This window comes from Lacinutrix sp., from assembly GCF_023299985.1.
Classification (GTDB): domain Bacteria; phylum Bacteroidota; class Bacteroidia; order Flavobacteriales; family Flavobacteriaceae; genus Lacinutrix.
On record NZ_JALZVX010000035.1, the window covers coordinates 1 to 16,948 of the forward strand.

Below are 16,948 nucleotides of genomic sequence, written 5' to 3' on the forward strand. Positions count from 1 at the left end.
TTTAGTATTTAATCCATTTTAAAAGCTCTCTGTATGTTGGTTTTTTACCATACATTAAAATACCAACTCTATAAATTTTTGAAGCCAACCAAATGGTAAACATAAATGTACCAATTAATATTAACAATGATAGTATTTGTTGCCAAATTGGTACACCAAAAGGAATACGCATAAGCATAACCACTGGTGATGTAAATGGTATAAAAGAAAATATAGTTGCTACTGTTCCATGTGGATCTTCAACAACTGTAAATCCACCTACATAAACTGCCAACATTAAAGGCATAATTATAGGAAACATAAACTGTTGCGTATCTGTTTCGTTATCTACTGCTGCACCAATTGCAGCATATAGCGAACTATATAATAGGTAACCACTTATAAAAAATAAAACAAAAGCAACTATTAAATTTGCTAAAGGCATATTAAAGAATGAATTTAAAAATAATTGCATGTTAGCATTTGCATTGGGACTTTCCATTGCTTGCGTCATGAGTTCCTGTTGTGGTGTGTTGACTTGAGTAAAGTCTATATTAAATATAAATGACGCTACAACTATTAATATGCTTCCTAATATTATCCATATTCCAAACTGTGTAATTCCTGCAAGTGTTGTACCTATAATTTTGCCTAACATTAATTGTAATGGCTTAACCGAAGAAATAATAACCTCTATTATTCTACTGGTTTTCTCCTCTATAACAGAGCGCATAATCATGTTACCATAAATAATAATAAACATGAATAGCAAATAACCAGCTGCAATACCAAAAAAAAGTTTAGCATAACTATCTACCTTAGAGGTTTTTTCTCCTGTAAAATTCTCTTGATTTATAGTAATATCTACTTCTGCATTTTTTAAAGTAACAAAATCTACTCCTTTTGTTTTAAGATTTATTTCTTTTAGGTAATTTTCAATTTTACGTTCTAAACTTGAAATAACACCAACAGAAGGTGTTTCAGAAGAATAAAATTTAACAGCTACATTCTTTTTATAGTCTATGGTATCTACTCCTGTATTTGTTTTAAAATCTGAGATATAAAGCAACCCATAACTTTCTTGGGCTTCTACAATTACTTTGGCATTCTCTAAAGTTATATTATCTAATATGGTATATTTTACGGTCTCTTTGTCTTTAAATATGGATTTAATTTGTCCAGATTCATCTAAAACAGTAATACTTTTTTGTTTTTTATTATTTAACTGAGACAAGTATGCTACTAAAGAGAAGAGACCAATCATAATTAACGGACTTAAAAAAGTCATAATTATAAAAGCCTTATTTCTAACTTTTGTTATGTACTCTCGTTTTATTATTAGTGGTAAATGATTCATAGTTTTAATTATTCTTAACAGCTTGAATAAAAATATCGCTAGCACTCGGCATAACTTCTACAAAATGAGACACTTCTCCTTTTGTAGTTAAATAATTTAATAAATGATTTGCATTTTCGTTTTCTGAAAGTTTTACATTAAGCTTCAACTCATTATTTAAAGTCTTGAATTCTGCAGGAGACACAATAAACTTTTCTGAAAGCGAACGCTTTAATTCTGAAGCATTATCAGTATTAATTCCAACCTCAAAAGTATTAGATTTATATTGTCTTTTTATAGCGTTAAGATTGCCATCTAAAATTTTATTAGATTTATTAATTAACGCAATATGGTCGCAAAGCTCTTCTACAGATTCCATTCTATGTGTAGAAAAAATAACTGTTGCACCTTCTTCGCGAAGTCTTAGAATTTCATTTTTAATAATATCTGCGTTAATAGGGTCAAAACCAGAGAAAGGTTCATCGAATATTAATAATTTTGGTTGGTGCAAAACTGTAACTACAAATTGAATTTTTTGAGCCATACCTTTAGATAACTCTTGAATTTTTTTATTCCACCAATCTCCAATATCTAATCTTTCGAACCAATGTAACAAGCGTTTTTTAGCTTCGGCCTTATCTAAACCTTTTAGTTGCGCCAAGTATAATGCCTGTTCTCCAACCTTCATTGTTTTATATAAACCACGTTCTTCTGGCAAATAACCAATGTTTTGAATGTGATGCCTTTGCAAAATCTCACCATCTAACAACACTTGCCCTTTGTCTGGCATTGTTATTTGATTAATAATACGAATTAATGTGGTTTTTCCAGCGCCATTAGGACCAAGCAGTCCAAATATACTACCTTTTTCTACTGTAATAGAAACGTTATTAAGTGCTGTAAAATCACCAAAGTTTTTAGAAACCGATTGTGCTTCTAATAAGTTGCTCATTATATCTGTTTGTTTGTTGCGTAAATATAGAAAATGTAAGTTGAGAAACTTTATTGTTTAGATTTATTTTAATGCTGTCTAAGATTATTAAGAGTAGTTGTTTGATAAAAACGGTCTATACTATGTCTTACTTCTTAAACTTAAAATCTTATTTATTTTTATATAAGTATCCAAACTTTGCGCCATTTGGTAACTGAAATAATTCTCCTTCATTTTTCATTGAAAGATACATTTGCTTACCTTTAACTTTAGGATCCTAACCATGCTCAATTGCAAATAAAATTGCTGTTTCTATAGTCTTTGGTCTTATTTCTAAATCCCAATTATATGGATCTAAATACAAAGTGCTTTTTGTTAATTCCTTTGAATATATTCTAATGTGCTGCTCTTTATTATTAAAAAGAGAATTTCCGTCAAGTACCCAATAGTAATCATTATTTAGAATTCTTATTTTCCTTTTTATTGAACGACTCATTTTTTCTAAGTTTTACACTATTTAGTTTAATGTTTATTTTTGATAAGAGAAAACTATTTTAAAAGAATAAACAAAATCATAAGTTTTAATAAAAGCAATAGTTTAAAACTTTCAAAGATCTCAACCTTCGTTAGAACTAATTCTACTAGTTCTTTTTACTGAGAACTTTGTTCTTGTGTAAAGGTATTCTTACTAAAAAACAAAACCCACCCTTTACGCAAATAAAGGATGGGAAAAAATTGCTATGAAAAAGAAAAATTACCATTGGCGCAAACCAATGATATTTCAAATATAGTATTTTTTGTTTAACTTTTACTTTATTGACTCAATAAGTTAAATTTTTAACACAAAAAAACCAGCAATAGCATTACTGGTTATGTATTAAAAAAGGTATTAACCTTATGAAAACATGTCTTTTACCTTTTCAAAAAACGACTTATCACTTCGCTCTGGTTTAGGTGAAAAATGGTCATCATCTTTCATTTTTTCAAAAAATGCTTTCTGATCTTTACTTAACGTTTTTGGTGTCCATACATTAACGTGTACCAGTAAATCTCCTTTACCATAGCCATTAATACTTGGTATCCCTTTTCCGCGTAAGCGTAATATTTTTCCAGATTGTAAACCTGCTTCTACCTTAATACGTACTTTTCCTGTAACTGTATCTATTTCTTTAGAAGCGCCTAATATGGCGTCTGGTAAACTTACATATAAATCGTAGTGTAAATTATCACCTTCACGCTGCAAAGAGTCGTGATCTTGCTCTTCTATTGCTACTAATAAATCTCCTGTAATACCATTTCCTGGTGCATCGTTTCCTTTTCCAGTAACTTTAAGTTGCATACCATCTACAACTCCTGCTGGAATTTTAACAGAGATTGTTTCTTCGTTTACAATTAAACCTTGACCATCTGCGCCAGCTGGTTTTTTGTCTATAGTTTGTCCAGCTCCACCACAAGTAGTACATGGACTTGCTGTTTGCATACGACCTAAAATGGTATTTGTAACTCTGGTAACTTGACCAGATCCATTACATGTTCCACAGGTTTTGTATGTTGTACCTTCGGCTTGAATTTTACGTTTTACTTTTATTTTTTTCTCTACACCGTTAGCAATCTCTTCTAGTGTTAATTTTACACGAATACGCAAGTTACTTCCTTTAACACGACGTTGTTGTTGGCCGCCAAAACCACCACCTCCAAAACCAGAGAAACCTCCTCCTCCACCTCCAAAAATGTCTCCAAATTGGCTAAATATGTCATCCATATTCATACCACCTCTTCCACCACCACCAAAACCACCACCACCTTCAAAGGCTTGGTGACCAAACTGGTCGTAACGTGATTTTTTATTATCGTCACTTAAAACTTCGTAAGCTTCGGCAGCTTCTTTAAATTTAGATTCTGCAGTTGCATCATCTGGATTTTTATCTGGATGAAACTCTATCGCTTTCTTTCTGTATGCCTTTTTTATTTCGGCAGCTGTTGCGCTTTTGCTAATTCCTAATGTTTGGTAATAATCTGCTTTTGCCATGTTTTTTGTTAGCTGTTAGCTATTTGCTCTTGGCTTTTAGCTAATGATATTATATTTAATTTATTGTCCGATAACTACTTTTGGAAAGCGAATTACTGTTTCGCCAAGCTTGTAACCTTTTTCAACAACATCTATAATTTTTCCTTTTAATTTTTTATTTGGTGCAGGAACTTGCGTAATAGCTTGATGAATTTCAGAATCGAAAACATCTCCTTTTTTCACTTCCATTGCTGCTAATCCTTTTTGACTTAATGTAGTTAATAGCTTTTGGTATATTAATACAACACCTTTTCTTAACTCCTCTGCTTCTTTATCGTCTTCGATGTGCAATAAAGCACGTTCGAAGTCGTCTAAAACAGGTAACATTGACACCATGACATCTTTACTCGCTGTTTTAAATAGCTCAATGCGCTCTTTAGAGGTACGTTTTTTATAATTTTCGAATTCGGCAAACAGCCTTAAAAACTTATCTTTTTCTTGACTTAACTCTTGATTAAGCTTGTCTTCGGTAGATAATTCTTCAACTTCAATAGTTTCTTCGTTTGTTGTAGCCTCTACTTGCTCTTCGATTATATCTTCTTTATTGTCTTTTGCTTTGCTCATTTGTGTATTGGTTTTAATACCTTTTAAGTTTGGCAAAAGTACTGCCATTATTGTGAAAATGCCAAAATGTCATTATTTTTTTTTAGCTATTAGTTTTCTCTTCATTTAAAAAAAATCATCAATACTATGTCATAAAATTTTTAAGAAAAAATTAAGTACTTTCCATGGTGTATTGTTTTACTTTTGTAAAATAACCATTAATAACATTTAAAATGAAAAAACAAGTATTAAATATTTTCACAGTATTAGCCATAGGACTTGCTGTTGTAAGTTGTAAAAATGAAAAAGGAGCAGAAACTACAGATGCTAAAGAAGTTGAGGTTGTTGTTGCTGAGGCGACTTATAGAGCAGTTGCTGCAGAGTCTATGATTATGTGGAAAGCTAATAAACTAGTTGGTGGGCATGAAGGTACTATTAACGTATCTAATGGTGTTGCAAAAATGAAAGGTGATGCTTTAGTTGGTGGAAATTTTATATTTGATATTGCTACACTAAAGAATACAGATATGGAACAAGCTGGTGGAAGAGCAAAATTAGAAGGACATTTAAAAGGTGTTGACTTTTTTGATGCTGAAAAATTCCCGAATGCAGCATTCGAAATCACAAGTGTAGAAGGTAATAAAGTAAGCGGAAACTTAATGATGAAAGGTATTAAGAAAAACGTAACTTTTGATGCAGTAGTAACGACTACTGAAAACAAAATGACTATTACAAGTGAAGCTTTTATGATTGATCGTACAGAATGGAATATTATGTTTCACTCAGGTAAATCTACAACTGCTGCAGAATTAGGTGATAAATTGATTAAAGATAATGTTGAAATTAAAATCTCTATTAATGCTGTAAAAGCTTAATTAGATTTCTTTTTATACTATTGAAAAGCCACTTCGTAAGATGTGGCTTTTTTGTTTTTTTTTGAATGATTTGGTACTACTCCATTATAAACACCTTTTGTTTGCATTCAAAACTAGCAAAAAAATATGGTGGTTTTTGCTGCATGATAGCTATTGTGTTTCTAGAAAAAAACAAAAACCTGCTCTAATCAACAAATACATCCTTAATTTCTACTAAAACTCACAAAATGTTTTATCTTTTATCTAGAATTAAAGGAATAGAAGATGATTTATAATTCTATAACCTGAAGATTACGCCATCGTATTTTAGTAACATTAGCTCCATGAACTTGTAAGGCTATACTTCCTTTACTATCACCTATTTTTTTATCTATAATAGTTGCCATTTGAGAGCCGTTAAGCCATGAGGTTAGCTTATTGTTCTCTAACCGAATTTTCATTTGATTCCATTCTTTCATCTTGATATTTTTGTCTTTCTCTGGATCTGGTTTAACTAGCCAACCTCGATCGTAATAGTTAATTCCTCCTGCACTATGGCCAGGAGGAGCAATCTCAATTTGAAAACCTTTAATCTTACTACCATCTATGGTTGAATGAACAAAAATCCCACTATTTCCATTTTTTTCTTGTTTAAAATCTAGGGTTAGTTCAAAATTCTTATAGTGCTTATCTGTAATTAAATAACCGAAAGAATTATCTGGTCCATTTTCACAAACCAATTGTCCAGTCTCTACATACCATTTTTCGGTACCATAAATTGTCCAGCCACTTAAATCCTTTCCGTTAAACAAAGATGTTGTTTTTGATAAATTTTTGGTTTTTTCTAAAGAAGTCTTACAGGATGAAACAAAAACCATCATTATAAATATTAAAATTCCTTTTTTCATTTTTTATTAAATTAAAAAAAACATTATGCTTTAATTTTAAAATTAAACATTTTAAAAACAATTATTCTAATGTCCTAAATGTATTTAAAGACGTTAAGTAAAATAATTTAAACCAACTCCACTAAAGCCTTATCCAAATTAACATACTTAAACTCAAAACCAGTTTGTTCAATTTTTTTAGAGCTTACACGTTGGCTTTCAAAAAGTATAATATGCATTTCACCTAAAATAAGTTTCAGTACAAATTTTGGAATATTTGGTAATATTAAAGTTTTTTTAAGCTGCTTTGCTATTACTTTAGTAATGGTTTGGTTTGTTGCAGGATTTGGTGCTACTCCATTATAAACACCTTCTAATTTATGTTCTAAAACGTGTAGAAATACATTTGCTAAATCCTCTAAATGAATCCACGACATCCATTGTTTTCCAGTTCCCATTGCTGCTCCTGCACCAAGCTTGATTGGTTTTGATAATTCTGGATAGGCTCCTCCTTTTTTAGAAAACACAATACCTATTCTTACTTTAGAAACCGTAATATTTAGAGTTTTAAAAGTATCTACTACTTGTTCCCATTCTTGTACTACTCTACCAAGAAAAGAGGTACTAATTTTTTCTTCGGCTTCTGTATAATAATTGGTAAGAGAATCTGGATAGTAACCAATGGCACTTGCAGAGATTATTTGCTTTATATTATTTGGGTTATTTTTTACTGTTTCATGCAACAAAGCTGTGGTTTCTAACCTACTGTCTATAATAGATTGCTTGTGTGCTTTGGTCCAACGTTTAGAAATACTTGCACCAACTAAATGTATAATAGCATCAACATCCTTAATACAATTAACATCTATTTCTGCATCACTAGGATTCCAATAGAATCCTTGATAATTAGAATCGTTTTTTATTTTAGATTTACTGGTTGTTAAGTAATTTACTGCAATACCTTTTGCATGGCAGTTTTTTACAATCTCGTTTCCTATTAATCCTGTTGCTCCTGTAATAAGTACACGCATTTCTTTTTTTTATAAAAATACGCTTTAGTACTTACTTAGTTTTTAGATTTAAGTAGTATTTAACAGAAATTATCTAGTATTATAATTGTGAGATTCTAATGTTTTACTTACCAAGAATAACAAAAAACATTTTGAGTTCTTAATTGAATGTGATTTTTTGTCACTTCGGGCGAATAGTAGAGGCACAAAACCACTTGTATCGAGAAGCATTTTGTATTAAAAAACTTTTAAAATAGGAGCTTCTCGATACAATTCCTCATCCTTAAGAATCACTCGAAGTGACAAAAACAATAAAAAGTAACATTAAAAAATTATTCTTTTACAGCACGTAACATGTGTCGTTTTCCAGGAGGACCTTCTACTTTAGAAACTATAAATCCTACAGAAATCATTGCTCGTCTAGCATGACCTTGTGCACAATATGTTACCAAAACACCATTAGGTTTCATGGCTTTATACATGTTTTTAAAAATAGCTTCTGTCCATAATTCTGGCTGCACACGTGGACCAAAAGCATCAAAATAAATAACATCAAATTGGTTTTCGTCTTTAATATCTAAAAACTGTTTCTGTTGTTTTGTTAATTTAAAGTTTTTAGAAATTTTAACTTCAGCTTCCCATTTACAAGTATGAATGGCTTGAAAAACGGTTTCATATTCTAATGTTTCAGTATAATTTAAGGCTTGTAATTCTTCATTCGAAATAGGGAAACCTTCAACACCTATATAACTACAATTTAGGTTTAACTCTTCAGCTTTAATTGCAGTTAAAAAAGCATTTAAACCTGTACCAAAGCCTATTTCTAAAACAGAAATTTGAGACTGTTTTACATATCCTTCCGAAGCACAAAAAAAAGCTAAACCATGTTTTAAATAAACATGCTTAGCTTCTTGTATTGCTCCATGTGTAGAATGATATTGCTCGTTCCACTCTGGAATATGGATGGTTTTAGAGCCATCCTTTGTTGTCATTATTTCGCGTTTCAAAACTATACCATTTTAATTATTCTTTTAATAAAACACCATCTGCCTCGAAAGAATAGGTACGCTTTGGCTTTGTAATAGCTGCTATTGCTTCTGCTGTTTCTCCTCCATCTTCTGCATAATGTCTTTGCTCGTCTACAGAAACTTCTTTAACATAAGCTTTACCATTTACAATAACCTCTTTACCTTTAATGTCTTTAGGCATAAAGAAACCGTAGTCTTTAAACTTAACCATAACTTGTTCGCCATTTTCTAGATTTAATTTCATCCAGCAGCCTTTTGCTTGGCATACCTCGTCTACTTTAGCAACCATTTTACTATTTATACTGTCACCAGCATTCATTACTTTATAATGCTCTGCCATAGATTTTACAGCCACTGCATCATCTGCTATAATTTCTTCTCCAAAAGATTTGTAGTTTACTGCCATTTCTTTAGACACTTCAACAACTTCTACTTTTTGCTCTTCTTTACAAGCCATGAAGCTTAAAACCATTGCTAATACTAAAATATAATTTTTCATTATTACTTTTTTAAATTAAATAAATTTCTACTGCTACAAAGATAGTATTTTAAGATGAAATTATAATTTACTAGTTCTTAATACTGTATTTTTGCAAAAGATTAAAACCTGATATTTTCATGGGAAAGATAACCAAAGAACAAATAGAAATAACAAAAGTAAGCACCTCTAGAATTGAGAGTATAGATTTTGACAATCTTGCTTTTGGACAAGTGTTTTCAGACCACATGCTAACATGTGACTACAAAGATGGACAATGGCAGATGCCAAAAATAGAGCCATATGCTCCAGTTAGCTTAATGCCATCTGCAAAGATTTTTCATTATGGTCAATCTATTTTTGAAGGGATGAAAGCTTACAAGGACACTACTAATAATGTGTTTTTATTTCGCCCAATGGAAAATGTAAAACGTTTAAATATTTCTGCCAAACGTTTAGCTATTCCAGAAATTCCTGAAGATTATTTTATGGAAGGTCTAAAGGCACTTTTAAATATAGAAAAAGATTGGATTCCTACTAAAGAAGGAAGTTCTCTCTATTTAAGACCATTTATTTTTGCAACTGGAGAAGGATTTCATGCCTCGCCTGCAGACGAATATAAATTTATTATAGCTTGTGCACCTTCTGGACCTTACTTCTCTGGAGACGTGAAAGTTTTAATTGAAGAGAAATATTCTCGTTCTGCAAATGGTGGTGTTGGTTTCGCAAAAGCTGGTGGTAATTATGCTGGACAATTTTACCCAACACAATTAGCTAAAGATAAAGGCTACCAACAAGTAATCTGGACAGACGATACGTCTCACGAATACATAGAAGAAGCTGGAGCAATGAACGTTTTTGTGCGTATTAACGATACTTTAGTAACCTCACCAGTAAGTGATAGAATTCTTGATGGTGTTACACGAAAAAGTATTTTAGATATCGCTAAAGCGGAAGGTATAAATACCGAAGTAAGAAAAATTAAAGTAAGTGAACTTATTGAAGCTGCCAAAAAAGGAAGCCTAAAAGAAATTTTTGGAGCTGGAACTGCTGCAGTAATTTCTCCTATTTCTGGTTTTGGATTTAGAGATACAGATTTCGATTTACCAAAATTAGAAGACACTTTTGCTACAAAATTAAAAAATAGAATAGTAGAAATACAAACTAATAAAACCGAAGATCCTTTTGGTTGGAGAGTTAAAGTCTAGTTTTTAGTAAACAGTCACAGGCAACAGTATCACTCAAGCGTAAACAAATTAAGTTTGCACTAAACAGTATCATTCGAGTCTAAAAAAATAATAGATATTAAAAAAAAAATCAGCCAAAGGCTGATTTTTTTTTTACTGTTTACTGAGACCGAGACTGAGACCGAAGACTAAAAACTACTTCCCAAGTATCTCAGCAATATTTGGCTTAAAGTAATTTGGCCCTTTTAAAACCTTACCATCTTCTCTGTAAATAGGTTGTCCATCTGCTCCTAATTTACTCATATTACTACGTTGTATTTCGTTAAATACTTCTTCAATTTTATGTTGCATACCATGCTCTATAATAGTGCCACATAAAATATAAAGCATATCTCCCAATGCATCTGCAACCTCAACTAAATCGTTATTATTTGCGGCTTCTAAATATTCTTCATTTTCCTCTTGCATTAAATTAAAACGCAACGTGTTTTTAGGTTTTCCTAAATCTGCTTTTGGAGACTCTAAGTGTCCTATTTTAAATGCGGTATGAAATGCTTTGACTGCTTCTATTTTATTTTTCATTGAAATCGGTTTTTACTGCTAGTATTCATTATTTTTGCGTAAAAATAATCATATGTTTAGTACAGGTCAATTAATCTTTGCCATTTGTTTTGCAGTAGTATTTATTCTAGCATTAATTTACACCTATAGAAAAGACCTAAAACTACATAAACAGTATTACAAAGGGACTATTTGGGTGCTAATTGCCTTCATTTCTTTTATTGGTCTTATTGCTGCTATTAAATTTGTTTTCAAATAAGAAACCCTCTCTTTTTTAGCAATTATTTTATTTTATTCTTTAATTTTGTACTTCAACTAAACCTACTATAATTATGAAGTATTTTAAAATCGCTAAAAATTTATCTATCTTTTTACTATCTATTTCTTTGTACTCGCAAAGTTATACAGGACTTGCAACCGATAATTTTTCTGGTATTCATGGCTTATTATCTAATCCTGCAAATGTTGTGGATTCTAGAATGCGAACAGATGTTAATATCGCTTCTGCTAGTGCTTTTTTAGGAAGTGACTATTTTGGATTAAGCCTAAAAGACATATTTAGAGATGATATTGATTTTGATCAAGTTACTCGTTTTCCAAAAGACAAAAATAATTTCTTTACAACAATAGATATTATGGGTCCTTCATTTATGTTTAATTTAAATAAAACCAACAGTATTGGTTTAATAACAAGAGTAAGAGGTATTAATAATATAAATAACCTAAACGGAAATCTTTTTGAAAGTATTGAAGAAGGTTTTGACGAAGATCAAGATTACACATTTAACTCTGAAGATCTTACTTCAACAGCTCATATTTGGGCTGAAGTTGGCATAACTTATGGTCGCGTATTATACAATGAAGCAGATCATTTTCTTAAAGCTGGAATTACACTTAAATTACTTCAAGGTGGTGGAGCAAATTTTATTAACTCTCCAGGACTTTCTGGTAGTTATGACGCATCTGCACAAACTCTAGCAACTACTGGATCTCTAAATTATGGTGCTTCGGAAGCATTCGATAGTAATGATTCATCCGATTTTAATAATTTAAGTACTGGTTTTGGTGCAGATATTGGTTTTATTTATGAGTGGAGAAAAGGTAACACAAGTAGTGCACAAGCTGATAACAAATATTTACTAAAATTAGGTTTATCTATAACAGATATTGGTTCTATAAACTACAAAAACAGTACGTTTTCAAATTACGACCTAAATAATACAGTATCAAGCACAACTAATTTTAATGATACAGACGATTTTTTAGATGATAATTACTCTTTTACTGAAACTAGAACAACTGCAAAAATAAAATTACCAACTGCTATAAACTTAAGTGCAGATTACCATTTAAACAACAAAATATATGTAAGTTTATTATCTTCTTTTTCTTTAATAAAAAGCAATACAGAGCTATCTAATAAAATTAATAATTCTGTAACAATAGCTCCAAGATTAGAAACAAAATGGTTTAGTTTTTATTCTCCAATAAGCTTTAGACAGTATGATGATTTTGCTTGGGGAGCAGGTATAAGATTTGGACCATTAACTGTTGGATCTGGTTCTATTTTAACCAATCTAATATCAGACACTTCAAAAACTGCGGATGTGTTTTTTGGATTAAAGGTTCCTATTTATCAAAAAAAATAATTAAAAGCCTTCATCTTAACAAAATGAAGGCTTTTTAATTTAAAAGGAAATCACTTTTCAAAACCAACAAACACTTATTTTAACATATTATAATTTGATTATCTTTGGTATAATAAAAGCATGAAATCCCTCAGAAAATGAAATATATTAAATACATATTCTTTTTATTACTTATCGCAATAATTGCAATATCTATTTATATCGCTGTTCAGCCTAGTGAGTTTTCTGTAACAAGAACACGAACTATCAACGCACCTGCTGCAGTTATTTATAACAATGTTAACGATTATAAAAACTGGGCTTCATGGTCTTCTTGGGTAGAAAAAGATCCAGATATGAAAATTACTTTACCAGAATTAACCAAAGGCGAAGGCTCTAGTTATACTTGGGAAGATAAAGATGGTATTGGCACAATGAAAACCATAGAAACCAACCAAAACAAATCTATTACACAGGTTATGCAATTTAGCGATTTTCCGTCGTCTTATGTGTCATGGAAGTTTAATCCAAATGCAAATGGCTCTACAGATGTAACATGGAACATTATGGGAAAAAATTTACCATTTGGCTTTAAAGCATTTGCTGCTTTTATGGGAGGAATGGAAAAACAAATTGGACCAGAATACGAACGTAGTTTAGAAAAACTTAGTGAGGTTGTTCTTTTAGATATGAAAAAATACAGCATTGTAGTAGATAAAGAAACAACACAACATAGTGGTGGTTTTTACATCTATAACACTGCAGCTACAACTTTTGAAGCTTTTAAAGGTAAAATGGCTTCAATGCTTCCTGAGGTTATTGCTTACGCTCAAAAAAACAATATTACTATGTCTGGCGCGCCTTATGTTCTATATCACAAATGGGATAAAGAAAATAATACTATCATGTTTTCTTGCTGTGTGCCAACAACTGCAAAAGCTACTACAGAAGGAGATATTTTAACAGGACAACTACCTCCATTTAAAGCTGTAAAAACAACACTTAATGGAGATTACAGTAATCTTGAAAAAACTTGGGAGAAAGCAATGAAAGCAATAACAGAAAGTGGTTTAGAACAAGAAGAAAATGGACCAACTATTGAAGCTTATTTAAATTCACCAATGAACACGCCAAATCCAGCAGACTTAAAAACCGAAATTTACATAGCTGTAAAATAGATTATGAAGAATATACTCCTAGTATTTATTGGTGGTGGTTTTGGTAGTGTATTACGCTATATTTTAGGGAAGTTTTTAAACAACTCTGAAAACAGGATACCTTATGGCACTTTTGCTGCAAACATTCTAGGAAGTTTACTTATTGGTGTTATTTTAGGTTTAGCCCTTAAAAATAATACGCTAACTCAAAATCACACATTATTATTAGCAACAGGTTTTTGTGGTGGTTTTACCACTTTTTCAACCTTTGCTTACGAAAACCATGCGTTTTTAAAAGCTGGAGATTTTACTAGCTTTGCCATTTACACAATAGCTAGTTTTGTTCTTGGCTTTTTAGCCGTTTTTGGTGGCTTGTATTTGGCTAAGAGTTTTTAATGCTTACCATAAGCCTTTACTCCTGCCTCTACTCTAACATCTAAAGAATTTTCTAAAGGCACAACTGGACATGAATATCTTGGACTATAAGCACAATATGGATTGTAAGCTTCATTAAAGTTTAAAACCATAGTATCACCTTCTGGTAAACTAGTATCTAAATAACGTCCTCCTCCATAACTGTCTTCTCCATTAGTTTCATCTATAAAAGGCAAAAACAAATGGTCCTCGTAGCCTTCACGTTTTACGAGTTCTATATTTTGGTAAATATTTAATTTACAAGCTACACCTTTTAATGCAAAAGACAATTCACCATACTTTACATACATTGGTTTACGATCTGTAGTTGTTGGCATTTCAAAAGGTGTTTCGTTTAATGTTCTTTTAAAATTTGCATTAACAACGTAAGTGGAATCGAATTTAAAAAAATCTAATGCTCTAAATGTTTTTCTGTCTTTTTCTGTTAAAGGCGATTTTAAAGCTTCTTTAAACTTAGCGTTTTGCTCTTTTTGGTATGGTGTATCTCCTAGAAGTGGTTGTTTATTTTGGGCACAACTTAAAACTGAAACTAATAACACTAAAAGTAAAATATGTTTTTTCATAATAGATTAAGCTTCTTTTTTTATTAGTTATTAGGATTGAATGATGGATTTAAACTAGGGCTCATATTAGATTTGTAAGATTGTAATAAATCTGAAGACAACGCATCAAAAGTTTTAGCTTCAGACAATGTTTTTATTTTGTCGGGATCAAAACGACCTTGCAAATAAAATGCAGTAGCTTCTTTCTCGTCAATATTAAAAAGAATAACATCTGTTAGTACATTTCCATTTTCTTTAACCGAAATAATACGCGTGTTATTAACCCCGTTTTGCCTAAACATATCTAAATAACCAGCGTTTGTAACCGCATTTATTTCTGTAATTATTTGTTGTCTTCGTAAAGTAGAAACGTTATTCAATTTAATATATTTTACATCTTGAAGATTGCCAACAACACTTTTAGTTTCTTGAGAAACCGAACTTAAAAGTGCTTTCATAACATTAGGCACTTGAAAAGAAGTTGCACCTAAATCTGTTTTATGCGTATTATAAAACCCTTGAAACGATGCGCTTCCGCAGGAAAACAAAAGAGCACAACTAGCAATTAATAAAGCGAATTTTTTCATATTTAATTAGTCTTTTTACTTTTCAAAAATACAACTTAAAAAAAATTTATGTAGCTTTGGGCTATCAAAAGATAAAAAATGAATTTAGTCATTACATATTATAAGCAACAATGTACCTCTTGTAGAGATACAGATTGGGCTACTTATATTTTATGATGATGTAAATATCAATTAATACAATATTAAAAGTCCAACTTCGAAGTTGGACTTTTTTATTTTGACGATAGTCGTCTTTAAATAGTTCACTTGTATGGCATAGAAAGATTAAAAATTAAACCAACCAAACCATGAAAAAACTATACGCTAATTATATTGAATCCTTTACAGGACTTTCTAAAGAAATTTGGTATCTCTCACTAATAAGCTTGGTGAATAGAGCTGGCACTATGGTTATTCCTTTTTTGTCATTGTACCTTAAAAAAGATTTAGATTATAGTTTTGACGATATTAGTTGGATTTTAGCATGCTTTGGTATTGGTTCGGTTATTGGATCTTGGCTTGGTGGAAAACTCACAGATATATTCGGGTTTTACAAAGTAATGGTTACTAGTCTATTTTTAACTGGCTTTTGTTTTATTGGGTTACAATATCTTAATTCTTTTTGGGAACTTTGCATTGGTATATTAATAACCATGTCTGTTGCAGACAGCTTTAGGCCTGCCATTTTTGTAGCAATAAAAGCATATAGCAAACCTGAAAACAGAACAAGATCTATAGGTTTATTAAGATTAGCAATAAACGCAGGCATGGGAATTGGCCCAACACTTGCAGGAATTATAATTGTTACTCAAGGCTATGGCCTTCTATTTTGGATTGATGGCACAACCTGTATTGCAGCCATAATTCTATTTTGTTTTTTAGTAAAAGAACCCTTAATAAAGTCTTCTAAAAAAAGTGATGAATACAAGAATCTTGATAAAAATAGCGTGTATAAAGATGTATCCTTTTGGATTCACTCTGTAATATGCTTTCTCTTTGGAATGGGCTTTTTTCAATTGATTTCTTCTCTGCCATTGTATTTTAATGAGGTCTTTAAACTAAACGAATTTAAAATAGGAATACTAATGCTTATTAATGTTTTAGTGATTGTTATTTTTGAAATGCCTTTACTTAACTACATAGAAAAAAAATCTATACAAGTAACAAAACTCATTGCAATGGCTTGTTTATTATTATGTTTAAGTTTTTTTATACTTTATCAAAATTTTTGGATTGGTATTTTATTGATAAGTATAACACTATTAACGCTTAGTGAAATGTTAGGGTTTCCTTATACCAATAAATTTGCATTATCACGTGCAAAAGAAGGTTTAGAAGGAAGTTATATGGCAATGTACTCCGTGTCTTTTTCTTTAGCGCATATATTTAGCCCAAAAATTGGTTTAAGCATAATCTATAATTATGGCTACCAAGTTAATTGGCTCGTTACAGCTGGTTATGGATTATTAGGCGTTATTCTAACTTTTTGGTTATTAAATAGAGTAAAAAAAGAAACAATGTAAACAGATATTTTTTAAAGCTGAAGAAACCAGAAAACACCTTAGCGCAAATAACTACTCTAATACAGAAAACTCAATATTAGAATCGTTAAAAACAGTATGTGTTTGGTTTTTAAAATCTGCTGCTTTAGCTTTATAGATATTTGGCACAAAGGTTTGCGGATTTAAATCTATAAGCGGAAACCAAGTACTCTGCACTTGAATTTGCAATTTATGTCCTGCTTTTATAGTATGAAAT

19 protein-coding genes are annotated in these 16,948 nt (G+C 31.0%); 6 read left to right on the top strand and 13 right to left on the bottom strand.

The genetic code is table 11. The features are described 5' to 3' along the window. Window position 1: 1 nt before the first annotated feature. From Q0C58_RS01930 to Q0C58_RS01950, 5 genes are all read right to left on the bottom strand, one after another. Window positions 2-1,336, bottom strand: a complete 1,335-nt coding sequence (locus tag Q0C58_RS01930; RefSeq protein ID WP_290696747.1) for an ABC transporter permease — start codon at window positions 1,334-1,336, stop codon at window positions 2-4. Window positions 1,337-1,340: 4 nt separating this feature from the next. Beyond that, window positions 1,341-2,267 carry an ATP-binding cassette domain-containing protein gene (locus tag Q0C58_RS01935; RefSeq protein WP_290696749.1) on the bottom strand — a complete coding sequence of 309 codons (927 nt, stop codon included), beginning with the start codon at window positions 2,265-2,267 and terminating at the stop codon, window positions 1,341-1,343. A 256-nt stretch (window positions 2,268-2,523) separates the two neighbouring features. Next, the gene (locus Q0C58_RS01940) at window positions 2,524-2,742 is read right to left on the bottom strand and encodes a hypothetical protein (RefSeq protein WP_290696751.1); all 219 of its coding nucleotides are present in this window, start codon (window positions 2,740-2,742) and stop codon (window positions 2,524-2,526) included. Window positions 2,743-3,141: 399 nt separating this feature from the next. Then, on the bottom strand, window positions 3,142-4,275 hold the full coding sequence (dnaJ, locus tag Q0C58_RS01945; RefSeq protein WP_290696753.1) for a molecular chaperone DnaJ: 1,134 nt from the start codon (window positions 4,273-4,275) through the stop codon (window positions 3,142-3,144). Between the two features lie 60 nt (window positions 4,276-4,335). Further along, entirely contained in the window at window positions 4,336-4,878 is a 543-nt protein-coding gene (locus Q0C58_RS01950; protein ID WP_290696778.1) for a nucleotide exchange factor GrpE, read from the bottom strand. Between the two features lie 212 nt (window positions 4,879-5,090). On the opposite strand from Q0C58_RS01950, the gene Q0C58_RS01955 reads away from it, so the two are divergent. Continuing rightward, window positions 5,091-5,732, top strand: a complete 642-nt coding sequence (locus tag Q0C58_RS01955; protein WP_290696755.1) for a YceI family protein — start codon at window positions 5,091-5,093, stop codon at window positions 5,730-5,732. A gap of 269 nt (window positions 5,733-6,001) precedes the next feature. On the opposite strand, the gene Q0C58_RS01960 is transcribed toward Q0C58_RS01955, so the two are convergent. The 4 genes from Q0C58_RS01960 to Q0C58_RS01975 form a co-directional block, all read right to left on the bottom strand. Continuing rightward, on the bottom strand, window positions 6,002-6,619 hold the full coding sequence (locus Q0C58_RS01960; RefSeq protein ID WP_290696757.1) for a DUF1080 domain-containing protein: 618 nt from the start codon (window positions 6,617-6,619) through the stop codon (window positions 6,002-6,004). A gap of 107 nt (window positions 6,620-6,726) precedes the next feature. Continuing rightward, window positions 6,727-7,629 carry a TIGR01777 family oxidoreductase gene (locus Q0C58_RS01965; RefSeq protein ID WP_290696758.1) on the bottom strand — a complete coding sequence of 301 codons (903 nt, stop codon included), beginning with the start codon at window positions 7,627-7,629 and terminating at the stop codon, window positions 6,727-6,729. Between the two features lie 311 nt (window positions 7,630-7,940). Next, entirely contained in the window at window positions 7,941-8,615 is a 675-nt protein-coding gene (mnmD, locus tag Q0C58_RS01970; protein WP_290696760.1) for a tRNA (5-methylaminomethyl-2-thiouridine)(34)-methyltransferase MnmD, read from the bottom strand. A gap of 16 nt (window positions 8,616-8,631) precedes the next feature. Then, on the bottom strand, window positions 8,632-9,135 hold the full coding sequence (locus tag Q0C58_RS01975; protein WP_290696762.1) for a DUF4920 domain-containing protein: 504 nt from the start codon (window positions 9,133-9,135) through the stop codon (window positions 8,632-8,634). A 119-nt stretch (window positions 9,136-9,254) separates the two neighbouring features. On the opposite strand from Q0C58_RS01975, the gene Q0C58_RS01980 reads away from it, so the two are divergent. Further along, window positions 9,255-10,322 (top strand): branched-chain amino acid aminotransferase, encoded by a 1,068-nt coding sequence (locus tag Q0C58_RS01980; RefSeq protein ID WP_290696764.1) that lies wholly within the window; start codon window positions 9,255-9,257, stop codon window positions 10,320-10,322. Between the two features lie 174 nt (window positions 10,323-10,496). Here Q0C58_RS01980 and Q0C58_RS01985 read toward each other — a convergent pair whose 3' ends face one another. Beyond that, on the bottom strand, window positions 10,497-10,883 hold the full coding sequence (locus tag Q0C58_RS01985; protein ID WP_290696766.1) for a nucleoside triphosphate pyrophosphohydrolase family protein: 387 nt from the start codon (window positions 10,881-10,883) through the stop codon (window positions 10,497-10,499). 311 nt (window positions 10,884-11,194) lie between these two features. Here Q0C58_RS01985 and Q0C58_RS01995 point away from each other — a divergent pair, with 311 nt between their 5' ends. From Q0C58_RS01995 to crcB, 3 genes are all read left to right on the top strand, one after another. Next, window positions 11,195-12,511, top strand: a complete 1,317-nt coding sequence (locus Q0C58_RS01995) for a DUF5723 family protein (protein WP_290696770.1) — start codon at window positions 11,195-11,197, stop codon at window positions 12,509-12,511. 137 nt (window positions 12,512-12,648) lie between these two features. Continuing rightward, window positions 12,649-13,668 (top strand): GyrI-like domain-containing protein, encoded by a 1,020-nt coding sequence (locus Q0C58_RS02000; RefSeq protein WP_290696771.1) that lies wholly within the window; start codon window positions 12,649-12,651, stop codon window positions 13,666-13,668. A gap of 3 nt (window positions 13,669-13,671) precedes the next feature. Further along, the gene (gene crcB / locus Q0C58_RS02005) at window positions 13,672-14,043 is read left to right on the top strand and encodes a fluoride efflux transporter CrcB (protein WP_290696772.1); all 372 of its coding nucleotides are present in this window, start codon (window positions 13,672-13,674) and stop codon (window positions 14,041-14,043) included. Here the strand turns inward: crcB and Q0C58_RS02010 are convergent. Both Q0C58_RS02010 and Q0C58_RS02015 read right to left on the bottom strand, forming a co-directional pair. Then, entirely contained in the window at window positions 14,040-14,645 is a 606-nt protein-coding gene (locus Q0C58_RS02010; protein ID WP_290696773.1) for a DUF1684 domain-containing protein, read from the bottom strand. The two genes, crcB and Q0C58_RS02010, sit on opposite strands and share 4 nt — an antisense overlap. A 23-nt stretch (window positions 14,646-14,668) precedes the next feature. Further along, window positions 14,669-15,211, bottom strand: coding sequence for a DUF4252 domain-containing protein (locus Q0C58_RS02015; protein ID WP_290696774.1), 543 nt, complete (start codon window positions 15,209-15,211; stop codon window positions 14,669-14,671). A gap of 287 nt (window positions 15,212-15,498) precedes the next feature. Here Q0C58_RS02015 and Q0C58_RS02020 point away from each other — a divergent pair, with 287 nt between their 5' ends. Further along, a complete protein-coding gene (locus Q0C58_RS02020; protein ID WP_290696775.1) occupies window positions 15,499-16,713 on the top strand; it encodes an MFS transporter in 1,215 nt (404 codons plus the stop codon). Window positions 16,714-16,764: 51 nt separating this feature from the next. Here Q0C58_RS02020 and Q0C58_RS02025 read toward each other — a convergent pair. Further along, window positions 16,765-16,948 (bottom strand): hypothetical protein (locus tag Q0C58_RS02025; protein ID WP_290696776.1); only part of this gene is annotated, 184 nt, incomplete at its 5' end.